This is a genomic window from Rhodococcus sp. P4_C10, from assembly GCF_056402135.1.
The window spans coordinates 11964-34765 of sequence record NZ_JBFUHZ010000070.1; the positions used below are offsets into that span (position 1 = coordinate 11964).

Below are 22802 nucleotides of genomic sequence, written 5' to 3' on the forward strand. Positions count from 1 at the left end.
TGAGATTACATCAGTGGCACTCCGGATCGCGAATCGACTGGTCGGCGGCCTGTTTCACCCGTCCGACAGCGCCTCCCCGGACACCACCGCGGCAAACGAAACGGGGCGACGGCACAATGCCGTCGCCCCAGGAACCGGCGGTAGCCGGCCTCCAGGAAGCCGGTGGTGAACAACACGAAGGTCGGCGGACGGGTGCCCGCCTGGGTGGCGAACATGATCCGCGGCAGCCGGCCGCCACGCATCGGCGGCGGCGTCGCGGCCACGACCTCCTTGAGCCAGGTGTTCAGCCGGCCCGTCGGGACTCGCTTGTCCCAGGACTCGAGCGCCGTCTCCAGCGCGGGCACCAGCTTCTGCACGGCCCGGCCGGTGTGTGCGGAGATGTTGACCCGCTGCGCCCACGGCACCCGCACCAGCTCGCGGTCGATCTCCTTCTCCAGCATCAACCGGCGGTCCTCGTCGACGAGGTCCCACTTGTTGAAGGCCAGCACCAGCGCCCGGCCCGCGTCGGAGACCATCGACAGCACCCGCAGGTCCTGCTCGGTGATCGGCTGCGAGGCGTCGATCAGCAGGATCGCCACCTCGGCCGCCTCGATGGCGCCCTTGGTGCGCAGCGAGGCGTAGAACTCGTGCCCGCTGGCGTGGCTGACCTTCTTGCGCAGGCCCGCGGTGTCGACGAAACGCCACACCTTCTCGCCCAGCTCCACCAGCGAGTCGACCGGGTCGACGGTGGTGCCGGCGACGTCGTGCACGACGGACCGCTCGGAGCCGGAGAGCTTGTTGATCAGGCTGGACTTGCCGACGTTCGGCTTGCCGACCAGCGCGACGCGGCGCGGGCCCTGTCCGGCGGTGCCCTCACGAGGGGTCTCCGGCAGGTCGGCCAGCACCTGGTCGAGCAGGTCGCCGGTGCCGCGGCCGTGGATCGCGCTCACCGAGTACGGCTGGCCCAGGCCGAGCGACCACAGTGCGGCCACCTCGGACTCGGTGCGCTCGTCGTCGACCTTGTTGGCCACCAGGATGACCGGCGTCTTCGACCGACGCAGCACCCTCGCGGCGGCCTCGTCGGTGGCGGTCGCGCCGACCACCGCGTCGACCACCAGGATGATCGCGTCGGCGGTCGACATCGCCAGCTCGGCCTGACGCGCCACCGACTGCTGCAGGCCCTTCGCATCGGGCTCCCAGCCGCCGGTGTCCTGCACCAGGAAGCGTCGGCCGGCCCAGTTTGCGTCGTACGAGACACGGTCCCGGGTCACGCCCGGAATGTCCTCGACGACGGCCTCACGGCGGCCGATGATCCGGTTGACCAGCGTCGACTTGCCGACGTTGGGGCGGCCGACGATCGCGAGGGTGGGGACGGCAACGTCCTCGAAGCCCTCCTCACCGTCGACGAAGTCGGCAAGCTCCCAGTCCGACTCCTCGTTCCAGACGCCATCTCCGGCGAAACTCGCTCCGCCGATGTCCACACTCTCGGTCACTGCACTGCTCCAGTTCTTTCGCGCACCACCAGCAGCAACCTGCCGATCACGTCTTCTATGCCCAGTTCACTGGTGTCGACGGTCACCGAGTCCTCTGCGGGCCGCAGCGGGGACACCTCACGGGTCGAGTCCAGATGGTCGCGCCGCTTCACGTCGGCGAGCACTGCCGCGAGGTCGTCACCGCGACCCTCGCCGACATTCTGTGCGTTTCGCCGCTGCGCCCGCGCCTCGGCGGACGCGGTCAGGTAGATCTTCACGTCGGCGTCGGGCAGCACCACGGTGCCGATGTCCCGGCCCTCCACGACGATCCGCTCGGTGCCGGCGACCAGCTGCCTCTGCTTGTCCACCAGGATGGTCCGCACCTCCGGCACCGCCGCGACCGCGGAGACCGCGGCGGTCACCGCGGCGCCGCGGATCTCGTCGGTGACGTCCTCGCCCGCGAGCAGCACCCGGTCCGACTCCGGATCGGTGCCGACGTTCAGCTCGAGCGACTCGGTCGCCGCGGCGACCGCCGCGGGATCGGACACGTCGACGCCGGAGCGCAACGCGTGCAGCGTGGCGATCCGGTACATCGCACCGGTGTCGAGGTAGCACGCGGCCAGCCCGATCGCGAGGCGTCGGGACACGCTCGACTTGCCGGTGCCGGACGGTCCGTCCATGGCCACGACGAGTCGGCTACCGGTCCTCTGAGCGGTCTCGGTCGCCGCGCTCGCTCCGGTCACAGGCCGACCGCCTGGTACAGGCCGCCGACCTCACCACGCCCGAGCACCCGCAGGGTGCCGGGTCGCCCGTCGCCGAGCGCGACCGGTCCGATGTCCGTGCGCACGAGCCGAACCACGGGGTGTCCGACGGCCTCGAGCAGCCGGCGCACGATGTGCTTGCGTCCCTCGTGCAGCACGATCTTCACCAGCGACTTGCCCTCACCGATGTCGAGCAGCGCGAACTGGTCGACCTTGGCCGGGCCGTCCTCAAGCTCGACACCCGCCTTCAGCGTCTTGCCGAGACTGCGCTCGACCGTGCCGGACACCGTGGCGAGGTAGGTCTTCGGCACCTCGAACGACGGATGCATCAGCCGGTGAGCCAGGTCGCCGTCGTTGGTCAGCAGGATCAGGCCCTCGGTGTCGGCGTCGAGCCTGCCGACGTGGAACAGACGCTGCCCGGCGGACACCCGCTCGGAGACGATGTCGCCGATGCACGGGCGACCGAGGTCGTCGGACATCGTGGACTGCCAGCCACGCGGCTTGTTCAGCGCGATGTGGACCAGGTCCTTCTTGACGACGACGCGGACGCCGTCGACACGGACCACCGCGTTCTCGGGGTCGACACGCAGTCCCTGTTCGACGACGATGCGGCCGTCGACCTCGACGCGTCCCTGGTCGATCAGTTCCTCGGCGGCACGCCGCGAGGCTACGCCGGCCTGAGCCAGCACCTTCTGCAGCCGCATGCCCTCGCCGGACGCCATCCGCGGAGGCCCGGAGCCCTCGTCGGTGTGCTGGTGCCGTGCGGGCTTGGCGTTGCTGATCTTCGGCGTGGCCGCCTGGGCGCGCTGCGGCTTGGCGGCCTTGGGCTTGCCGTACTTGTTCTGATCCGCCGGCGGCTGGCTCGCGCCACGAGGGGCGGCACCGCGGGGAGCCGCACCACGGGGGGCGCCGCCACGCTCAGTGCGCTCGTACGGAGCACGCGAATCGCCGCCACGGGAAGCACCACGCTCAGTGCGCTCGTACGGAGCACGCGACTCGCCGCCACGGGGCGCCGCACCACGGTCGTAGGAACCACGCGACTCGCCACCACGGGGAGCGCCGCCACGAGGCGCCGCACCGCGATCGTACGAACCACGCGACTCGCCGCCACGCTCGTAGCCGCCACGGGGAGCGCCGCCACGCGGGGCCGCACCACGGGGTGCCGCGCCGCGGTCGTAGGAACCACGCGACTCGCCACCACGGGGAGCGCCGCCACGAGGCGCCGCACCGCGGTCGTACGAACCACGCGACTCGCCGCCACGCTCGTAGCCGCCACGGGAAGCGCCACCACGCGGGGCCGCGCCGCGGTCGTAGGAACCACGCGACTCGCCACCACGGGGAGCACCGCCACGGGGCGCCGCGCCGCGATCGTAGGAGGAGGAGCCGCGGGTGCTGCCGCCGCGGGGGGCGCCGCCACGCGGGGAGTCATCGCGCTGGTAGGAATCGCGCGGGGAGGAACTGCGGGGTGCGCCACCCCGCGAACCCGACCCCGTGCGGGGTGAGTCCTTCTGGTACGAATTTCTGTCGGCGGGATTGCTCCTGCCACGGTCCGGTGTGCCATCTCGGCGAGCGGGCTTGTTCACTTGAGGGTCCTGTCACTCTTCACTATCAATTCGGGTGTCCAAATCGGGTTTGGATCCCGCCCGGCCGGTTCCCAGTTTGGTGAACCGCGGGTCTGACTCCATGTCGTCGCTGATGTCGTCGATGACGTCGACGTCGGGTAGCAGCGGTGCCAGTGCCGGCAGGTCTGCCAGCGACGCGAGGCCGAGCCGTTCAAGGAACAGCTCGGTCGTCGCGTAGGTCGTTGCATTGGTCTCGGAGTCCACACCGGCCTCCGAGACCAGTCCGCGGGCAAGCAGGGTACGCATCACGCCGTCGACATTCACACCGCGAACCGCACTCACCCGTGCACGGGTCAAGGGTTGACGGTACGCAACAACCGCCAAGGTTTCCAACGCCGCACGTGTGAGCTTCGACCTGGCACCGTCGAGGAGCAGTCGCTCGACGTACGGCGCGTACTCGTTCCTGGTGTAGAAACGCCAGCCGTCGCCGGCGTACCGGAGGTCGATTCCGCTGCGCCGGGCGGTCAGTGCCGCCGCCATCGCACGCAGTCGCCCGCGTACCCGCGCGGGCTTGTCGCCGACCGCTGACGCGAGCGCGTCGTTACTCGCCGGCGAGTCCACCACCAGCAGCACTGCCTCCAGCGCGGCGTCGAGTTCACCGTCCGAGAGCCGGTCCTGCGCCTCCGCGTCGCCGAAACCGTCGTCGTCGAAACCATCGTCGCCGACGCCCGCGGCTTCGAAACCACCGACGTCGAAACCACCGACGTCGAACTCGGAGGCCGCTCCGGCCTCCTCCCGGCTCTCGTCGACCGCGCTCATCCGTAGTCCTCCGCACTCACCAGGGTCCGCCCGTCCGCGTCCACGTCACCGGTCCAGCTCACCCGTAGCTCGCCGAGCGGCTCGGGCTGTTCGAACGCCACGGCCTGCTCACGGTAGAGCTCGAGCAGCGCCAGAAATCTTGCCACGATCTGCACGGTGACATCGCAGCCGACGATCAGCTCGTCGAAGGTCGCCCACTCGCCGATCCCCCGGGCCTTGAGCAGGTCCAGCACTATCGCGGCCTGCTCGGGTACCGACACCGTCGGCACGTGCAGATGGTCGAGTCCGACGATGGGGACCGGCCGCGGCACGAACGCGGTGGCGGCGATCTCCGCGAACCGCTGCGGGTCGACACCGAGCAACACCTCGGGCAGCAGCCCCGCGAACTTGTCCTCCAGGGAGACGGACCGTGGATACCGCCGCAGCGCCGCCGACTCGAGTTCCGCGAACAGCTGCGCCACCTGCTTGTACGCGCGGTACTGCAGCAACCGCGCGAAGAGCAGGTCCCGGGCCTCGAGCAGCGCCAGGTCCTCCGCGTCCTCGACGTCGCCGGAGGGCAGCAACCGCGCCGCCTTGAGGTCCAGCAGCGTCGCCGCGACCACCAGGAACTCGGTGGTCTGGTCCAGGCCCATGTCGCTGCCCAGCAGCCGCGTGTACGCGATGAACTCGTCGGTGACCGCGTGCAACGCCACCTCGGTGACGTCGAGCTTGCGTTGGCTGATCAGGCTGAGCAGCAGGTCGAAGGGGCCCTCGAAGTTCCGCAGCCGGACCCGGAATCCGCTCTCCACGGTCGACGGAGCCGACAGCCCCGCAGTCTCCGTCGGCCCAGGATCGGCCACTTCAGGAACTGCCACTTCAGGATCTACCAATTCAGGATTGACCGGGACGGGATCGGTCGACTCGCTCTCGAACGGTGCGGTCTCGTCGCCCACTACCGACCGGACCGGTGAATCACCTCGCGCGCGAGCGCCCGGTACGCCTGCGCGCCACCGGACTTCGGCGCCCAGGTGGTGATGGGTTCGCCGGCGACGCTGGTCTCCGGGAAGCGCACGGTGCGGTTGACGACGGTGTCGTAGACGAGGTCGCCGAACACCTCGACGACCCGGGACATCACGTCGCGGGCATGCAGCGTCCGCGCGTCGAACATGGTCACGACGATGCCGGACATCTCGAGCCGCGGGTTGAGCCGGTCGCGGACCTTCTCGACGGTGTCGTTGAGCAGCGCCAGCCCGCGGAGGCTGAAGTACTCGCACTCCATCGGGATGATGACGCCCTCCGCGCAGGCCAACGCGTTGACGGTGAGCAAGCCCAGCGACGGCTGGCAGTCGATGAGCACGTAGTCGTAGCGGTCCAGCACCGGGTGCAGCACCCGGCCGAGGGTCTGTTCGCGTCCCACCTCGTTGACCAGCTGGATCTCCGCGGCGGACAGGTCGATGTTGCTCGGCAGCAGGTCCAGGTTCTCGACGCGGGTGCGCATCAGCACCTCGTCGATGGAGACCCGGGGCTCCACCAGCAGGTTGTGCACGGTCAGCTCGAGGTCGTGGTGCGCGACGCCGAGTCCCGCGGACAGCGCGCCCTGCGGGTCGAGGTCCACCAGCAGCACCTTGCGCCCGCACTCCGCGAGAGAGGCGCCAAGGTTGATGGTCGACGTGGTCTTCCCGACGCCACCCTTCTGGTTGCACATCGCGATGATCTTCGCCGGCCCGTGCGAGGCCAGCGGCTGCGGCTCGGGCACGAACCGCAACGGCCGTCCCGTCGGCCCCAGGTTCTCCTCGTCCCCGACCCCGTGATCGCCGTCTGCACGGCCTGCTACGTCCAAGTTCCGGCTGTCGAAGAGCGCTCTCTCCTGCCCTGGGCGCTCTGACTCCGCCGCGGGCGGCTGCGGTGTCACCACGGTTCGATGCTCCCCTGTCGTCCGATTGCCTGTGCAGCAGACGCTACCGCCTGCCGTCGACAACCCGGCACGGACACGCGCGGGTTTCCGTGGGCCGAGACACCCCCACCGCGGCCCACGGCCGGCTCAGCGGGAGGTCAGTGCCCCCATCAGCGTCGGCCACGACGCGTGCAGTTCGTCGTTCCAGTAACCCCACTTGTGGGTGCCGGTCGGGCGGAGGTTGGTGGTGTGGCCGATCCCCTGCGCGGACAGGGCGGCTCCCAGCTGCGCGGTGCACACCATCGCCCCGAACTCGCCGAACATGCCCTGGACCGTCTCCATCGGCGGGTCGGCGAGCAGGTTGTTGTACCGGCCCGGCAGGCCGTTGCCCGAGGACAGGTAGATCTGCTTGCCCCGCAGGTTCCCGGAGAGCAGGTGCGGGTCGTGCGCGGCCCAGGCCGGATCGTCGAAGTCACCCCACATGTTGGCCACGTCGCCGCCGCCTCGGGCGACGTCCCACCGGACGAGCAGCTGGTTCACGGGATTGCTGATGCCTGCGCAGTCGCTGTAGGCGGCCACTCCCCGGTACAGCCCCGGGTGCCGGGCCGTGAGGGTCAGCGCCGCCGCGCCGCCCATCGACGCGCCCGCGATCGCGTTGACGCCGTTCCCCCCGAACTGCGCGTCGATCAGTGGCGGCAGCTCCTGAGTGAGGAATGTCTCGTACGACAGCCTGCCCATCACCGGGTCGACGTTGCGCCAGTCGGTGTAGTAGCTGTGCGCCCCGCCGACGGGAAGCACCACGTTGACGTTCGCGGTGCGGGCCAGGTTCTCCGCATCGGTCATGGCGGTCCAGCCGCTCTCCTCCTCGTGCGCCTCGGCGCCGTCGAGCAGGTACAGCGTCGGCCGGATGCCGGACGCCGCGACCGGGCGTTGCAGGTCGACGGTGATCGGCCGGTCCATCGACGGCGAGAACACCGACAGCCGGGTCCGCACCTCATTGACCTGCGACTGCGAGAGCACCCGTGCCGCGCCGCCGGGCGCCGCCGGGTCTGCCTGGGCGGGCGCGACGAGCACCGCACCGAGAACGGACGCGACGAGGGCGGGCGCGACGGCCGCGCGCCCCGCCCGGCGCAGCACCGCCAGTGGACGGACACGGGAGGAAACGGGCATCGGGAGGTCCTTACGCTCGTCCGGCAGGCGCGGGGATCCGCTCACCGCTGCGCGGAGTCTAGGCCGACGGCACCGCGGGGCCCGGGGCTTTACGGGCCGTGTCCTCCGAACGTCACCGACCCGTCACCGGGTACGACGGCTCACCTCGCCCGCGGGTGCGCCCCTGCCCAGACCTCACGCAACGAGCCGACGGTGACGAGCGTGTAGATCTGCGTGGTGGTCACCGACGCATGGCCGAGCAGTTCCTGCACCACCCGGACATCGGCGCCGCCCTCGAGCAGGTGGGTGGCGAACGAGTGCCGCAAGGTGTGCGGTGACACCCCGTCGGCGAGTCCGATCCGGTCCGCCGCCGAACGCAGCACCTGCCAGGCGCTCTGCCGTGAGAGCCGGCCGCCGCGCGCATTGAGGAAGATCGCGGGTCCGCCGGTGGACACCAGCGCGGGCCTCCCCCGCACCAGGTATGCCTCCAGCGCGGCGATCGCGGGCCGACCGATCGGGACCACCCGCTCCTTGCCGCCCTTGCCGCGCAGCAGCACCGCGCGGTCCGCACCGTCGACGTCGTCGATGTCCAGGCCGACGGCCTCGGAGATCCGGGCGCCGGTGGAGTAGAGCACCTCGAGCAGGGCGCGGTCGCGCAGCCCGCGCGCCTGGTCCGACGCGTCCGGGCCGCCGGTCGCCTCGAGCATCGCGATCACCTGGTCCAACGGCAACGACTTGGGCAGCCGCTGGCCCGGCGCGGGCGGCTTCACGGCCCGCGCGACGTCCACGTTCGCGATGCCCTCCAACGTCGCGAACTTGTGCAGGCCGCGCACCGCGATCAGCGCGCGGGCCGCGGAACTGGACGCGAGGGGCCGCACCTGCGCGTCCCGGTCGCCGCGCCGCAACGCCACCACGAAGTCGCTGACGTCCCGCTCCGAGACCCGGCCCAGGTCGTCGATGCGCCGCGTGCCGAGGAACTCCTGGTACCGGCGCAGGTCCCGCCGGTAGGAGCTGAGGGTGTTCTCCGCCACCCCGCGTTCCACCGCGAGGTGGTCGAGGTAGCCGGCGACCTGGTCGGCGAGCACCTCAGCCGCCGTGGCGACGCCGCGCGAACGCCTCCGGCCGGTCCGCCCACGGCGCGTCGGCGGGCCGGCCGGTCGCGTCCCGGCCGTCCCGGGCGCGGGCCGTCCCGGGCGCGGGCCGCGGCCAGCGCCAGGATGCCCGAGAGCGCGGTCGCGTTCACGATCTCACCGGACAGTGCGCGGTCGACTGCGTCCGCGACCGGCACCCGGGCGATCTCGAGGTCGGCCTCCTCGTCGCTCGGGTCCGGCCGCTCCACCTCGTGAAGCCCGGTCGCGAGGTACACCCGCACCACCTCGTCGGTGAATCCCGGGCTGACCGCGACGTCCACCAGTACCGACCAGTGCTCTGCGGCGAGGCCGGTCTCCTCCGCCAGCTCGCGGCGGGCGGCGTCGAGCGGGTCCTCGCCCGGCTCGTCGAGCAGGCCGGCGGGCAGCTCCCACAGCCGCCGGCCCACGGGATGGCGGTACTGGTTGACCAGCACCAGCCGATCCCGCTCGTCGACCGCGACCACCGCGACCGCGCCGTAGTGCTCCACGACGTCGCGGAGCGCGGCGGTGCCGCCCGGCATGGCGACCCGGTCCACCCGCACCGCGAAGATCGCGCCCTCGTACGCGGTGCGGGTGTCGTGGGTCTCGAACTCGTGCTCGCCGGGCCGACTCATCGCGGGTGGGTCAGCTCGCGCTCGGCGCGTCGACCGCGTCGTCGTCCGCGGCCTCGTGCATCGCGACCTCGAGGGTCGACTCCGGGTGCACGTCCACCTCGAGCCGCTCGGCCGCCTTGTACTTCAGCGCTGCCGAGACGAACGCCGCGAACAGCGGGTGCGGACGCGTCGGACGGCTCTTGAGCTCCGGGTGCGCCTGGGTGGCGACGAAGAACGGGTGCACGTCCGCGGGCAGCTCCACGAACTCGACGAGGTGCCCGTCCGGGGAGGTGCCGCTGAACTTCAGGCCGCTCTTCGCGATGCGGTCACGGTAGGCGTTGTTGACCTCGTAGCGGTGCCGGTGCCGCTCCGAGACGCTCTCGGAGCCGTAGGCGCGTGCCACCACGGAACCCTTGTCGAGCACCGCCGGGTAGGCACCGAGGCGCATGGTGCCGCCGAGGTCGGCCTCGCCGGCCACGATCTGCTCCTGGTCGGCCATGGTGGAGATGACGGGGTGCTTGGTGTCCGGCTCGAACTCGGCCGAGTTGGCGTCGTCGAGGCCCACCGAGCGGGCGGCCTCGATCACGACGCACTGCAGGCCCAGGCAGAGGCCGAGCAGCGGCACCTGGCGGGTGCGGGCGAAGCGGATGGCGCCGAGCTTGCCCTCGATGCCGCGGATGCCGAAGCCGCCGGGGATGAGGACCGCGTCCACGTCGTCGAGCGCCTCGTGGGCGCCGGCCTCGGTCTCGCAGGCATCCGAGGGCACCCAGGAGATCTCGACCTTCGCGCGGTGCGCGAAACCGCCGGCGCGCAGCGCCTCGGTCACCGACAGGTAGGCGTCGGGCAGGTCCACGTACTTGCCGACGAGGGCGACGCGGATCGTCTCGCGGGGCTCGTGGACGCGCTCGAGCAGGTCGCCCCACACGGTCCAGTCCACGTCCCGGAACGGCAGGCCGAGCTTGCTCACCACGTAGGCGTCGAGGCCCTCGCTGTGCAGCACCTTCGGGATGTCGTAGATGGACGCGGCGTCGGGGGTGGAGATGCAGGCGTCGACGTCCACGTCGCACATCAGCGCGATCTTGCGCTTGAGCGGCTCGGGCACGTCCCGGTCGCAGCGCAGGATCAGGGCGTCGGGCTGGATGCCGATGTTGCGCAGCGCCGCCACCGAGTGCTGGGTCGGCTTGGTCTTGAGCTCGCCGGACGGGCCGAGGTACGGCACCAGCGAGACGTGCAGGAAGAAGACGTTGTCGCGGCCGATGTCGTGACGCACCTGGCGGGCTGCCTCGAGGAAGGGCTGCGACTCGATGTCGCCCACGGTGCCGCCGATCTCGGTGATCACCACGTCGGGGCGCTGGCCCTCGCCGTCCGGTCCCGCCATCGCGAGGATGCGGCTCTTGATCTCGTCGGTGATGTGCGGGATCACCTGGACGGTGTCGCCCAGGTACTCGCCGCGGCGCTCCTTGGCGATGACCGTCGAGTACACCTGCCCGGTTGTGACGTTCGCGTCGCCGGAGAGGTCGCGGTCGAGGAAACGCTCGTAGTGCCCGACGTCCAGGTCAGTCTCGGCGCCGTCCTCGGTGACGAACACCTCACCGTGCTGGAACGGGTTCATGGTGCCCGGATCCACGTTGAGGTACGGGTCCAGCTTCTGCATGGTCACCCGCATTCCCCGGGCGGTCAGCAGCTGTCCGAGGCTCGAGGCCGTCAGACCCTTGCCGAGTGAGGAGGCGACGCCCCCGCTCACGAAGATGTGCTTGGTGGCGGTACGCGAATTACTGCGTGACAGTGACAAAAGGGCTCCCGTGACGACCTTGCAGGGCTTGACCAATGGTAGTGCTGGGGCCTGCCGACCCACGGGACTTCACGGTAACACCTGTCGGGGCGAACCTCTGCATGGCGCGCACCCACGGCCCCCGAAGTGCCGTGGCGTCCGCCACACGCAGGGCTCGCACGCGCGTCAGCCGACCGTCGCGCCGACCGTCACCGCGGTCGCGTTGGGCCCGGTGCCGTACCGGCCGGCGTGGCCGCTGAGCTGCTCCTGCAGGCCCAGCACCGTCGTGATCCGGCCGGACTCGCGGTCCACGTTGTCGACGGTGGTGACGCCGGTCGACAGCGCGGTGTCGGAGCGGGTGACGGCGACGGGTCCGTTGCCGACCGCCGAGTCGGGCCGCCCGGCCAGCACGGTGCCCGCGCCACGCGCGTCGAGTGCGCCGGCGAACCGGGCGACGATCGACCCGCGGTTGCCGGATGCCGCGCCGTCGGCGGCACCGGAACCGGTCAGCACCAGTGCCAGCTGGGCGGGCGCGACCGCGCCGTTGTCGTAGCCGACGAAGCCACCGGCGCGCAGCGCCTCGAGGGCCAGCGTGAGCTCCTCCGGGGTGCTCTGCGGCTGTGCGGTCTGCGCGTTGAGCAGCAGCACCGAGCCGAGCAGGTCACCGGCGAGGCTGCCCTGGTCGACGGCGCCGGTCCGGAGCTGGACCCCGGCCGGGATCACGTTGGTGACGGTGGTGCGCAGCTGGTCGCTGTTCGCCGCGTCGACGAAGGAGTCGGTCAGCGAGACCCGGCCGGTCACCGACCCGCCGGCAGCGCCGATCAGCTGGGTCACGGCGTCGAGGTCGCCGGGGTCGGCGTCCGGGGTGGTCACCAGGACCACGGAGCGCTGACCGAGGGCGTCGCGGACGGCCCGCCCGGAGATCGCGGCGTCGAAGTTGTCCGCCGCGGTCAGCTGCTCGGCCTGCTGGTTGTTCGTGTCGTGCAGTGCGTTCACCTGGTTCTGCAGGTCGGACTTGTCGTCGCGCAGACCCGAGAGGAGGCCGCCGGAGAGGGTGCCCGAGCCGAGCACCACACCGACGGCCAGTGCCAGGAAGACCGCGGCGAGGGAGATCGCGTGCTGACGAGCAGAGATCACTTGACCATTCCCTGGACCCAGAGCGCGAAGCTGTTCCACGTCTGGACACACCAGTCCCACGCCTCGCCGCCGACGTTCGAGACCACCAGGGCCACGATGACCGCGGTGAGGGCGGCGAGCACCAGCAGCGCGATCGCCGCGCCGGAGACGCGACTGCGGTAGAGCGTCGCGACCGCCTTCGAGTCGACCAGCTTCGATCCGACCTTGAGCCGGGTCATGAACGCGGCCGGGTTGCTGTCCCGGCGTCCGCGGTCGAAGAACTCGTCGAGCGAGACGGTCGAGCCGACGGTGACGATCAGCGAGGCCCCGTGGTGGTCGGCGAGCAGCAGCGCGAGGTCCGCGGGCGCGCAGGACGCCGGGAAGGTCATCGCGCCGATGCCGAGGTCCTGGATCCGTTCGAGGCCCTGCGCGTGCCCGTCCGGGTCCGCGGGCAGGACCACCTCGGCGCCGGACTTGAGGGTGTCGGCGGTGATCTCGTCGGGATCGCCGACGATGAGGTCGGGCCGGTAGCCGGCGCTGGTGAGCGCGTCCGCGCCCGCCCCGACGCCGATCAGGATCGGCGAGTACTCCTTGATGAACGGCTTGAGGTTCTTCAGGTCCGCGACGTGGTCCGCGCCGTCCGCGACGATCACCACGTGCCGGTCCTGCAGGTCCACCTCGATGTCGGGCACGCCGACGCCGTCGATCAGCAGCGGACTCTCGGTCCGGATGAACTCGATGGTGTTGCCCGAGAAGGCCTCGAGGTGGTCGACCAGGCCGGTCTTCGCCTCGATCATGAGGTCGGAGATCTCCGCCTCGCTCTGCTCGGTGCCCTTCGCGAGGCGGCGTTCACCGGCGTAGACGCCGCCCTCGTGCAGACGCACCTTGGCGCCGTCCTTGACCTTCTTGAACACCTCCTCGCCGGCGGAGTCGACCAGGATGATGCCGTTCGCGACGATCACCTCGGGTCCCAGGTTCGGGTAGCGCCCGGAGATCGACGGCGACGCGTTGACGACGGCCGTCACCCCCGCCGCGACCAGCGCGTCCGCGGTGACGCGGTCCAGGTCCAGCTCGTCGAGGACGACGATGTCGCCCGGGCCGACGCGGCGCAACAGCTTCGCCGTGTTGCGGTCAACCCTGGCGATGCCGGTCGTTCCCGGCAGCGATTCGGTGTTTCGTGACAACAGAGCGGGCATCTTCATGACTTCGATCATGACGCCGCGCGGGCCTTCACCCACGGAGGCGCGCCGAAGCAACTCCTGGTCGGGGCACCGCCCGGCGGAGTGCGCCCGACGCGGGTGCCGCCGCGCGGCGGCGCCCGGCTACCCCGCCCGGTCGGCCATGGCGGTCGCGAGCAACTCCTCCGCGTGCGCCCGGCCGGTCTCGGTGTCGTCGAGGCCGGCGAGCATCCGGGCCAGTTCGACCACCCGCTGCTCGTCGGTGAGGGTCCGCACGCCGCTGTCGGCGCCCTTGCCCCCGTCCACCTTGTCCACCACCAGGTGGGTGTCGGCGTAGGCCGCGACCTGCGGCAGGTGCGTCACGACGATGACCTGGTGGGTGCGTGCGAGACGAGCCAGGCGGCGGCCGATCTCGACGGCGGCCCGGCCGCCCACCCCGGCGTCGACCTCGTCGAAGACCATGGTCGCGCCGGACTCGGCCCCCGCCAGCACCACCTCGAGCGCCAGCATCACCCGCGAGAGCTCACCGCCCGACGCACTGCGGCTGATCGGCAGGGGCGTCGCGCCACTGTGCGCGGCGAGCCGGAACTCGACCTCGTCGACGCCGGCCGAGCCGGCGTGCACCTCCTGACCGTCCACCGCCAGCGGCGCGGTGTCCTGGGGGCCGGCGGGGATCGGACGCACCGCGACCTCGAGCCGTGCCTTGCCCATGGCCAGGCCGGCCAGTTCCGCGGTGACCGCCTTGCCGAGCTTGACGGACGCCTTGGCCCGGGCCTTGCTCAGCGCGCTCGCGGCGGCCGCGAGCGCGGCCGCGGTCTCCTCGACGCGGGCCGTCAGCGCGGCCAGCGCGTCGGCGGAGACGTCGATCCGCGACAGCCGGTCGCGGGCCTGGGCGGCCCACTCCAGCACGCCGTCGACGTCCGCGGCGTACTTGCGGGTGAGGGACTTCAGCTCCGCCTGCCTGCCGAGCAGGGTGTCGAGCGCGCCGGGGTCGGACGGCAGGTCCGCGAGGTACCCCGCCAGGTCCGACGAGACGTCGGTGAGCACGGTGATCGCCTCGGCCAGCCGGGGCCCGAGCACGGTCAGCTGCTGGTCGTCGGACGACTCGATCCGGGCGCGGGCCTCGCCGAGCAGGTCCAGCGCTCCGGCCGCCTCCGACCCGGTGTCGCCGCCGAGCTCCGCGTCGGCGCCACCGACCAGAGCCGCCTGCGCGGCGGCCGCCGCGCTGCGCAGCGAGTCGAGGTCGGTCAGCCGGCGCACATTCGCGACGATCTCGGCGTCCTCGCCGGGTTGTGGTGCGACGGAGTCGATCTCGTTCAGCGCGAACTCGAGCCGGTCGACCTCCTGCGCGAGTTCACGGCCGCTGCGGGTGCGCTCGATGAGTTCGTCGCGGGCCTCGATCCACTGCGCGCGCAGGGACCGGTACTTGTCGAGCAGGGAGCCGATCGCGGCGCCCCCGAACGCATCGAGCGCCTGGCGCTGCTGGTCCGGTCGCTGCAGCCGGAGCTGGTCGTTCTGGCCGTGCACGGTCAGCAACGGCGCGGTGAGCTCCGCGAGCGCGCCCGCCGGCACGCTGCGACCGCCGAGGTGCGCCCGGGAGCGACCGTCGCTGCTCACGGTGCGGACCGCGATGACGGTGCCGTCCTCGTCACGTTCCGCCCCGGTCGACTCGAGCAGCCGGTCGACCTCCTCGGCGGCCCGCGTCGAGGTGTTCGCGGTGGAGAACCGGCCCTCCACGACGGCCCGCGCCGCGCCCTGGCGGACCCGTCCGGCGTCGGCACGGGCGCCGCTGAGCAGGTGCAGGCTGGTCACCACCATCGTCTTGCCCGCGCCCGTCTCACCAGTGAGGACGGTGAGACCCTCGTGGAACTGGGCGCTCGCCTGCGAGATGACGCCCAGGCCGTCGATCCGGATCTCAGCGAGCATGCGCACCGTCCCCTTCCCCATCGGTCCGGCGGCCGCGCCACCCCTTGACCGGCAGCGCGAACTTGCGCACCATCCGGTCCGCGAAGGGCGCAGAGTCCAACAGGATCCACTTCACCGGGTGCTGACCACGCACCACCTCGACCCGGCCGCCGGCCGGCAGCGACAGCGTCCGGCTGCCGTCGCAGAACACCAGACCGTCGTGCCCCTCGGAGAACGTCTCGATCGCGATCAGCGACTCGGGACTGGTCACCAGCGGCCGCGCGAACAACGCGTGTGCGTTGCTCGGAATCACCAGTAGCGCTTCGAGTTCCGGCCACACCACCGGCCCGCCCGCGGAGAACGCGTAGGCGGTGGACCCGGTGGGCGTCGCGACGAGCACGCCGTCGCAGCCGAACGAGGAGACCGGTCGGCCGTCGACCTCGAGCACCACCTCGAGCACGCCGAGCCGGGAGACGTTCTCGATGCTCGCCTCGTTGAGTGCCCAGCCGCGGCCGACCACTTTGTCGTCGACCTGGACGGTCACGTCGAGCGTCATCCGGTGTTCCACCCGGTACTCCCGGCGGACCACGAGAGCGAGGGCCTCCTCGAGATGCTCGGCCTCGGTCTCGGCGAGAAAACCGATGCGCCCCAGGTTGATTCCGAGCACCGGGATCCCGGCCTCGCGGGCCAGTTCGGCCCCACGCAGGAAGGTGCCGTCGCCGCCGAGCACCAGCACCAGTTCGCAACCGTCAGCGGCCGCGGGGCCGGCCTCGACGATGGTCAGGTCCACGTCCGATGCGGTGGACTCGTCGGGGGCACCGACCGGACTGGTCTGGTCGACCTCGTTCGCGAGCAGTCGCAGCCCGATGCCGGCCTGCTCGAAGATCGCGGCGACCCGGCGCGCGGTCGCGGTGACCTCCGCGCGGCCGGTGTGCGCGACGACCAGGATCTCCCGTTCCGGGCTCTGCCCTTCCCGTTCCTGACGCTGCCCTTCCGGTGCCGAAGTCACTGCGGGCCGTCCTGCACCGCACGCTCGATGACCTCACGCACCGATTCCACTCCCGGCTCGGTCTGCTTGCGCAGCCACAGGAAGTACTCCACGTTGCCGGACGGCCCGGGCAGCGGACTGGCCACCACGCCGACGGTGCGCAGACCGAGCGCATCAGCCGCGAGGGACACCTCGTAGACCGCCTCCACCCGCAGCGCCGGATCACGCACGACGCCGCCCGAGCCGACGCGGTCCTTGCCGACCTCGAACTGCGGTTTGACCATCGGTACCAGGTCGGCGCCGTCGGCCGCACAGGCGACGAACGCACCCAGCACCAGTTTGAGCGAGATGAACGAGAGGTCTGCGACCACGACGTCCACCTGACCGTCGATCTGGTCGGCCTCCAGGGACCGGACGTTGGTGCGGTCGACCACGGTGACCCGGTCGTCGGACTGCAGGCGCCACACCAGCTGGCCGTATCCCACGTCGACCGCGACCACCTCGCGCGCCCCGCGGCTGAGCAGGACGTCGGTGAAGCCGCCGGTCGACGCGCCGGCGTCGAGGCAGCGTTTGCCGTCGACGGACAGGCCGAGCGGTTCGAAGGCCTCGAGAGCGCCGAGAAGTTTGTGTGCGCCGCGCGACGCCCAGGACACCTCGTCGACCTCGTCGGTGACCAGCAGCGGGGTGCCGGCCTCGACGGCGGTCGCGGGCTTGACGGCCACCGACCCGGCGATCAGCACCCTGCCGTCGGAGATCAGTTGTGCCGCATGTTCTCTGGATCGCGCCATCCCCCGCCGAACCAACTCGGCGTCGACGCGTGCTCGCCTGGCCACGTCAGATCTTGTCCACGGTCGCGAGCGCCTGGACCAACACGTCGTGCGCCTGCTCGAGCAGATGTGCCTGCCGGGGCAGCTGGCCCAGACCGGTCGGATCGTCGTGAACGGCCGAGGCCGTGTCGAGACCGGCCAGCAGCTCGTCGACCTCCGCATGGATCCGGGCGGGGTCGACAGTCGGCGGCGGGCCCGGCAGGTGTTGCCCGGGACGGGGAATCGGCGTACTCATCGCCGTCAACGCTAGTCGATGCGCCCCACACTCGCGCACACCGACTCGTGGCGCGCGGCGGCCAACGCGAGTCGATGCGCCCCACATTCAGGCACGCCGATTCGTGGCGCGCGGCGGTCAGCCGAGCAGGTCTACGACGACCTCGACCGCGAGCGGGTCCTCACCGCGCAGGTCGGTCACCTCGGGGCCCTCCCAGGCGGCGAACAGCACCGCACGCAGGACGTCGGCGCGGTCCGCGGACCCGGTCGGATCGCAGGCCACGACCAGGGTTCCGCCGTCGCGACGGACCGTGACACCGGGGTGCGGCGCGATTACGAGGTCCTCGGCGGGCCGGTCCAGCGCCGCAAGTTCCATGGCCAGGTACGTCGGCCGGTGCCCGAGCGGCGCACGCAGCAGGTCCGCGGGCCGGCTCACCCCGCTCAGCACGAGCAGCGAGTCCAGGCCGACGGCGTTGGCACCGGCGATGTCGGTGTCGATCCGGTCGCCCACCACCAGCGCGTTGACGGCGCCGCTGCGGCGCAGGGCGTCGTCCATCAGCGGTCGGGCCGGCTTGCCGGCCACCAGCGGTTCCCGGTCGGTTGCCGCCCGCACCGCCGCGACCAGCGCGCCGTTGCCGGGGCACAGACCGCGCTCGGTGGGCAGGGTGGTGTCGACATTGGTGGCGACCCAGACTGCACCCGCCCGGATCGCCAGGGTGGCCTCGGCCAGGATCGACCAGTTCGTCTCGGTCGAGTGCCCGTGCACGACGGCCGCCGGGCCGTCCTCGAACCGGCGGACCGGCACGAGGCCGACCTGCCGGACCTCGTCGGCCAGGGCCTCGGTCCCGACGACCAGCACCGCCGACCCTGCGGCGACATGTTCGGCGACCAACCGGGCGCCGGACTGCGAGCTGGTCACGACCTCGTCCTCGGTGGCCGCGAAACCCAGTTCACGCAGGTGCGCGGCGACGGACGCGGGGCTCCGGCTCGCGTTGTTGGTGACGTAGAACAACCGGCTCTCGCCGGTCTCCAACGCCTCCCGAGCACCCGGGATCGCCTCGGCGCCCTGGTAGACGGTGCCGTCCAGGTCCAGCAGCAGGACGTCGTGACGCTGCCGCAGGGACCGGTCGTTCTCGGTGGTCGAGGACCCAGAGGTCACTGTTCGCCCGAGAGCTCGGCCACGCGGTCCTCTGCGTCGGTGTCGCCGTCGAGGTCTGCCGCTGCCGAGTTGAGGAACCACTTGAGGCCGTCCTCCACCCGACCGGCCGCGACCAGCGCGTCGGCGTAGGCGTAGAACAGGCGGGCGGCGGTGGGTCCGGACGCGGACGCGTCGAGTTCCGGCGTCTGCAGCGTGACCACGGCCTGGTCGAACTGACCGAGGTCCATCCGGGCGCCGGCCACGACGATCCGCAGCTCGGTGGCCTCGTCGCCCGTGAGTGCGCGGGCTTCCTCGCTGCGACCGAGCTCGATGGCCCGCTCCGGACGACCGAGACCACGTTCGCAGTCGGCCATCACGGCGAGCAGACCGGGTCCACCTGCCATCCGGCGGGCGGCGCGCAGCTCGGAGAGCGCCTCGGCCCATTCGCCCGCGTGGTACGCGGTGATGCCGGCGGTCTCACGGACCACAGCGACCCGGCCGGCACGCTGCCGGGCGGCCCGGGCATGCGCGAGGGCCAGGCGCGGGTCGTCCTCGATCAGCTTTCCTGCCATCACCAGGTGACGGGCGACGGCGTTCGCATTGGACTTGTCCAGGCTCAGCAGGTCCCGACGCACGGTCGGGTCGAGCTCGCCGGCCTCCACGTCCTCGGGAAGGTCCGGCTCTTCGGGGCGCGGAGCGCGACGCTCGGCGTACGCGCCACCGTCGCGCGGGGGCGGACCGAAACTGCCCTCGCCGCCACGACGCCTCGGCGGTCCGTCACCACGACGGTCGGGGCGGCCTGCGCCGCCGCTCCCGCCACGGGGACCGCCACCGGTGTTGCCTCGGGGGCCACCGGTTCGCCCGCCACGGGGGCCGCCGGCGTTGCCGCCGCGGTTCTCGCCCGAGCGACCACGATCAGAACCGCCGTTCCCATACGAACGACGATCATCGTTGTTGTCCGACACAGCATCTCCTTTAAGACAACATACGCTTGAGAAAACACGAAAGGGGACCCAGTATGTCGGGTCCCCTTTCGGTAACGATTGTACGGCGGTGTCCTACTCTCCCACACCCTGTCGAGTGCAGTACCATCGGCGCTGGAGGGCTTAGCTTCCGGGTTCGGAATGGGACCGGGCGTTTCCCCTCCGCTATGGCCGCCGTAACTCTGTGAAACTGTCACACACCCCTCTCCCCACCCGGACCGGCACACCCGACAAAACGGGTGCCCCAGCGGGGGAAAAGGGTATCTGTGTGTTGTCTCAGATACCGCACAGTGGACGCGTAGCTTCTTTGTGGTAAGTCCTCGGCCTATTAGTACCAGTCACCTACACCCATTACTGGGCTTCCAGTTCCGGCCTATCAACCCGGTGGTCTGCCGGGGGCCTTACCCCACAAGTGGGTGAGAAACCTTCCTCAAGTTTCTAACGCGCGCGGCGGATAGAGACCGAACTGTCTCACGACGTTCTAAACCCAGCTCGCGTGCCGCTTTAATGGGCGAACAGCCCAACCCTTGGGACCTACTCCAGCCCCAGGATGCGACGAGCCGACATCGAGGTGCCAAACCATCCCGTCGATATGGACTCTTGGGGAAGATCAGCCTGTTATCCCCGGGGTACCTTTTATCCGTTGAGCGACACCGCTTCCACTTGCCGGTGCCGGATCACTAGTCCCGACTTTCGTCCCTGCTCGACCTGTCAGTCTCACAGTCAAGCTCCCTTGTGCACTTGCACTCGACACCTGATTGCCAACCAGGCTGAGGGAACCTTTGGGCGCCTCCGTTACATTTTGGGAGGCAACCGCCCCAGTTAAACTACCCACCAGGCACTGTCCCTGAACCAGATCATGGTCCGAGGTTAGAGGTCCAATACGATCAGAGTGGTATTTCAACAACGACTCCACGAACACTGGCGTGCCCGCTTCACAGTCTCCCACCTATCCTACACAAACCGAACCGAACACCAATACCAAGCTATAGTGAAGGTCCCGGGGTCTTTTCGTCCTGCCGCGCGTAACGAGCATCTTTACTCGTAATGCAATTTCGCCGAGTCTATGGTTGAGACAGCTGAGAAGTCGTTACGCCATTCGTGCAGGTCGGAACTTACCCGACAAGGAATTTCGCTACCTTAGGATGGTTATAGTTACCACCGCCGTTTACTGGGGCTTAAATTCTCAGCTTCGCCCCGAAGGGCTAACCGGTCCTCTTAACCTTCCAGCACCGGGCAGGCGTCAGTCCGTATACATCGTCTTACGACTTCGCACGGACCTGTGTTTTTAGTAAACAGTCGCTTCTCACTGGTCTCTGCGGCCCCAACCAGCTCAGGAAGCAAGTTCCGTCACCAGCCGAGGCCCCCCTTCTCCCGAAGTTACGGGGGCATTTTGCCGAGTTCCTTAACCATAGTTATCTCGATCGCCTTAGTATTCTCTACCTGACCACCTGTGTCGGTTTGGGGTACGGGCCGTGTGAAAGCTCGCTAGAGGCTTTTCTCGGCAGCATAGGATCACTGAATTCACCTCAACGGCTACGCATCACGTCTCAGGATATGTGCGACACGGATTTGCCTATGTCACTCCCTACACGCTTACACCAGTACTACCACTCACTGGCCCAGCTACCTTCCTGCGTCACCCCATCGCTTGGCTACTACCAGATCAGGTCCCGCGCATCCCCCGACCACATTCCCGAAGGAACACAGCCGGCTTCAGGGCGGTTAGTATCACTGATTCACCATGGGCGCGTTCACACGGGTACGGGAATATCAACCCGTTGTCCATCGGCTACGCCTGTCGGCCTCGTCTTAGGTCCCGACTCACCCTGGGCGGATTAACCTGGCCCAGGAACCCTTGGTCATTCGGCGGAAGAGTTTCTCACTCTTCTTTCGCTACTCATGCCTGCATTCTCACTCGTGCAGCCTCCACACCTGGATCACTCCGGCGCTTCCATGGCTGCACGACGCTCCCCTACCCATCCATACCACTGCCGGCCTTCCCGCAGGAAAACCGAGGTGTATTGCATGAATGCCGCAGCTTCGGTGGTGTACTTGAGCCCCGCTACATTGTCGGCGCAGGATCACTTGACCAGTGAGCTATTACGCACTCTTTCAAGGGTGGCTGCTTCTAAGCCAACCTCCTGGTTGTCTTCGCGACCCCACATCCTTTTCCACTTAGTACACGCTTAGGGACCTTAGCTGGCGATCTGGGCTGTTTCCCTCTCGACTACGAACCTTATCGCCCGCAGTCTCACTGCCGCGCTCTCACTCACCGGCATTCGGAGTTTGGCTGATTTCGGTAAGCTTGTGGGCCCCCTAGACCATCCAGTAGCTCTACCTCCGGTGAGAAACACGCGACGCTGCACCTAAATGCATTTCGGGGAGAACCAGCTATCACGGAGTTTGATTGGCCTTTCACCCCTACCCACAACTCATCCCCTCAGTTTTCAACCTAAGTGGGTTCGGGCCTCCACGACGTCTTACCGTCGCTTCACCCTGGCCATGGGTAGATCACTCCGCTTCGGGTCTAGAGCATGCGACTGGAACGCCCTATTCGGACTCGCTTTCGCTACGGCTGCCCCACACGGGTTAACCTCGCCACATGCCACTAACTCGCAGGCTCATTCTTCAAAAGGCACGCCATCACCCCCAGCAGCAAGCTGCTCGAAGGCTCTGACGGATTGTAAGCGCACGGTTTCAGGTACTATTTCACTCCCCTCCCGGGGTACTTTTCACCTTTCCCTCACGGTACTAGTCCGCTATCGGTCACCAGGGAGTATTCAGGCTTATCGGGTGGTCCCGACAGATTCACAGCAGATTTCACGGGCCCGCTGCTACTTGGGTACCAATCACGAGAGCCGAGAAGTTTTCGTCTACGGGATTCTCACCCTCTACGACAGGCCGTTCCAGACCACTTCGACTAACAACTCGGTTTCTTACTCTCGCCCGTCACGGCAGTAACGGGAAGAAAGGCCCCACAACCCCACAAATGCAACACCTGCCGGCTATCACACATCCATGGTTTAGCCTCTTCCGCTTTCGCTCGCCACTACTCACGGAATCACTGTTGTTTTCTCTTCCTGTGGGTACTGAGATGTTTCACTTCCCCACGTTCCCTCCACACGCCCTATATATTCAGGCGCGGGTAACACGACATCACTCGTGCTGGGTTTCCCCATTCGGAGACCCTCGGATCACAGCTCGTTTGACAGCTCCCCGAGGCTTATCGCAGCCTACTACGTCCTTCATCGGCTCCTGGTGCCAAGGCATCCACCGTACGCTCTTAACTACTTACAACAAAGATGCTCGCGTCCACTGTGCAGTTCTCAAACAACACACAAC

General features: G+C 69.4%; 16 protein-coding genes, 2 rRNA genes and 2 pseudogenes. All 20 read right to left on the bottom strand.

Translation table 11 applies throughout. The features are described 5' to 3' along the window. Positions 1 to 5 precede the first annotated feature (5 nt). Positions 6 to 1472, bottom strand: a complete 1467-nt coding sequence (gene der, locus AC1DWC_RS25955; protein WP_477912681.1) for a ribosome biogenesis GTPase Der — start codon at positions 1470 to 1472, stop codon at positions 6 to 8. Then, positions 1469 to 2131: a (d)CMP kinase gene (gene cmk, locus AC1DWC_RS25960; protein ID WP_477912702.1), complete on the bottom strand. Its 663-nt coding sequence runs from the start codon at positions 2129 to 2131 to the stop codon at positions 1469 to 1471. Before cmk ends, der begins: the two co-directional genes overlap by 4 nt. A gap of 59 nt (positions 2132 to 2190) precedes the next feature. After that, positions 2191 to 3141 (bottom strand): annotated as a pseudogene (locus tag AC1DWC_RS25965) (pseudouridine synthase); the annotation flags it as partial. A gap of 666 nt (positions 3142 to 3807) precedes the next feature. After that, complete coding sequence (scpB, locus tag AC1DWC_RS25970) at positions 3808 to 4593, bottom strand: SMC-Scp complex subunit ScpB (RefSeq protein WP_477912683.1); 786 nt, start codon at positions 4591 to 4593, stop codon at positions 3808 to 3810. Then, a complete protein-coding gene (locus AC1DWC_RS25975) occupies positions 4590 to 5432 on the bottom strand; it encodes a segregation and condensation protein A (RefSeq protein ID WP_477912704.1) in 843 nt (280 codons plus the stop codon). The genes scpB and AC1DWC_RS25975 overlap by 4 nt, the downstream gene beginning before the upstream one ends. A 92-nt stretch (positions 5433 to 5524) precedes the next feature. Then, positions 5525 to 6412, bottom strand: coding sequence for a ParA family protein (locus tag AC1DWC_RS25980; protein WP_477912685.1), 888 nt, complete (start codon positions 6410 to 6412; stop codon positions 5525 to 5527). A 201-nt stretch (positions 6413 to 6613) separates the two neighbouring features. Next, positions 6614 to 7636: an alpha/beta hydrolase gene (locus AC1DWC_RS25985; protein WP_477912687.1), complete on the bottom strand. Its 1023-nt coding sequence runs from the start codon at positions 7634 to 7636 to the stop codon at positions 6614 to 6616. A gap of 140 nt (positions 7637 to 7776) precedes the next feature. After that, entirely contained in the window at positions 7777 to 8700 is a 924-nt protein-coding gene (gene xerD, locus AC1DWC_RS25990) for a site-specific tyrosine recombinase XerD (protein WP_072845197.1), read from the bottom strand. A gap of 245 nt (positions 8701 to 8945) precedes the next feature. Beyond that, a pseudogene (locus AC1DWC_RS25995) lies at positions 8946 to 9359 on the bottom strand (NUDIX domain-containing protein); the annotation flags it as partial. A 10-nt stretch (positions 9360 to 9369) separates the two neighbouring features. Next, positions 9370 to 11124: a CTP synthase gene (locus AC1DWC_RS26000; RefSeq protein WP_477912706.1), complete on the bottom strand. Its 1755-nt coding sequence runs from the start codon at positions 11122 to 11124 to the stop codon at positions 9370 to 9372. Positions 11125 to 11295: 171 nt separating this feature from the next. After that, the gene (locus AC1DWC_RS26005) at positions 11296 to 12246 is read right to left on the bottom strand and encodes a copper transporter (RefSeq protein ID WP_139191184.1); all 951 of its coding nucleotides are present in this window, start codon (positions 12244 to 12246) and stop codon (positions 11296 to 11298) included. Next, positions 12243 to 13427 (bottom strand): putative cytokinetic ring protein SteA, encoded by a 1185-nt coding sequence (gene steA / locus AC1DWC_RS26010; RefSeq protein ID WP_072845306.1) that lies wholly within the window; start codon positions 13425 to 13427, stop codon positions 12243 to 12245. Before steA ends, AC1DWC_RS26005 begins: the two co-directional genes overlap by 4 nt. Before the next feature lie 120 nt (positions 13428 to 13547). Beyond that, the gene (gene recN, locus AC1DWC_RS26015; RefSeq protein WP_477912689.1) at positions 13548 to 15329 is read right to left on the bottom strand and encodes a DNA repair protein RecN; all 1782 of its coding nucleotides are present in this window, start codon (positions 15327 to 15329) and stop codon (positions 13548 to 13550) included. Next, positions 15319 to 16317, bottom strand: coding sequence for an NAD kinase (locus AC1DWC_RS26020; protein ID WP_477912691.1), 999 nt, complete (start codon positions 16315 to 16317; stop codon positions 15319 to 15321). The genes recN and AC1DWC_RS26020 overlap by 11 nt, the downstream gene beginning before the upstream one ends. Then, positions 16314 to 17129: a TlyA family RNA methyltransferase gene (locus tag AC1DWC_RS26025; RefSeq protein ID WP_477912693.1), complete on the bottom strand. Its 816-nt coding sequence runs from the start codon at positions 17127 to 17129 to the stop codon at positions 16314 to 16316. Before AC1DWC_RS26025 ends, AC1DWC_RS26020 begins: the two co-directional genes overlap by 4 nt. Before the next feature lies 1 nt (position 17130). Further along, a complete protein-coding gene (locus AC1DWC_RS26030; RefSeq protein ID WP_072845193.1) occupies positions 17131 to 17358 on the bottom strand; it encodes a hypothetical protein in 228 nt (75 codons plus the stop codon). 117 nt (positions 17359 to 17475) lie between these two features. Then, complete coding sequence (locus AC1DWC_RS26035; RefSeq protein WP_477912696.1) at positions 17476 to 18495, bottom strand: HAD-IIA family hydrolase; 1020 nt, start codon at positions 18493 to 18495, stop codon at positions 17476 to 17478. Beyond that, positions 18492 to 19439, bottom strand: a complete 948-nt coding sequence (locus AC1DWC_RS26040; protein WP_477912698.1) for a tetratricopeptide repeat protein — start codon at positions 19437 to 19439, stop codon at positions 18492 to 18494. Before AC1DWC_RS26040 ends, AC1DWC_RS26035 begins: the two co-directional genes overlap by 4 nt. Positions 19440 to 19519: 80 nt before the next feature. Then, positions 19520 to 19636 (bottom strand): 5S ribosomal RNA (gene rrf, locus AC1DWC_RS26045). A gap of 129 nt (positions 19637 to 19765) precedes the next feature. Then, a 23S ribosomal RNA gene (locus AC1DWC_RS26050) occupies positions 19766 to 22757 on the bottom strand. Positions 22758 to 22802 lie beyond the last annotated feature (45 nt).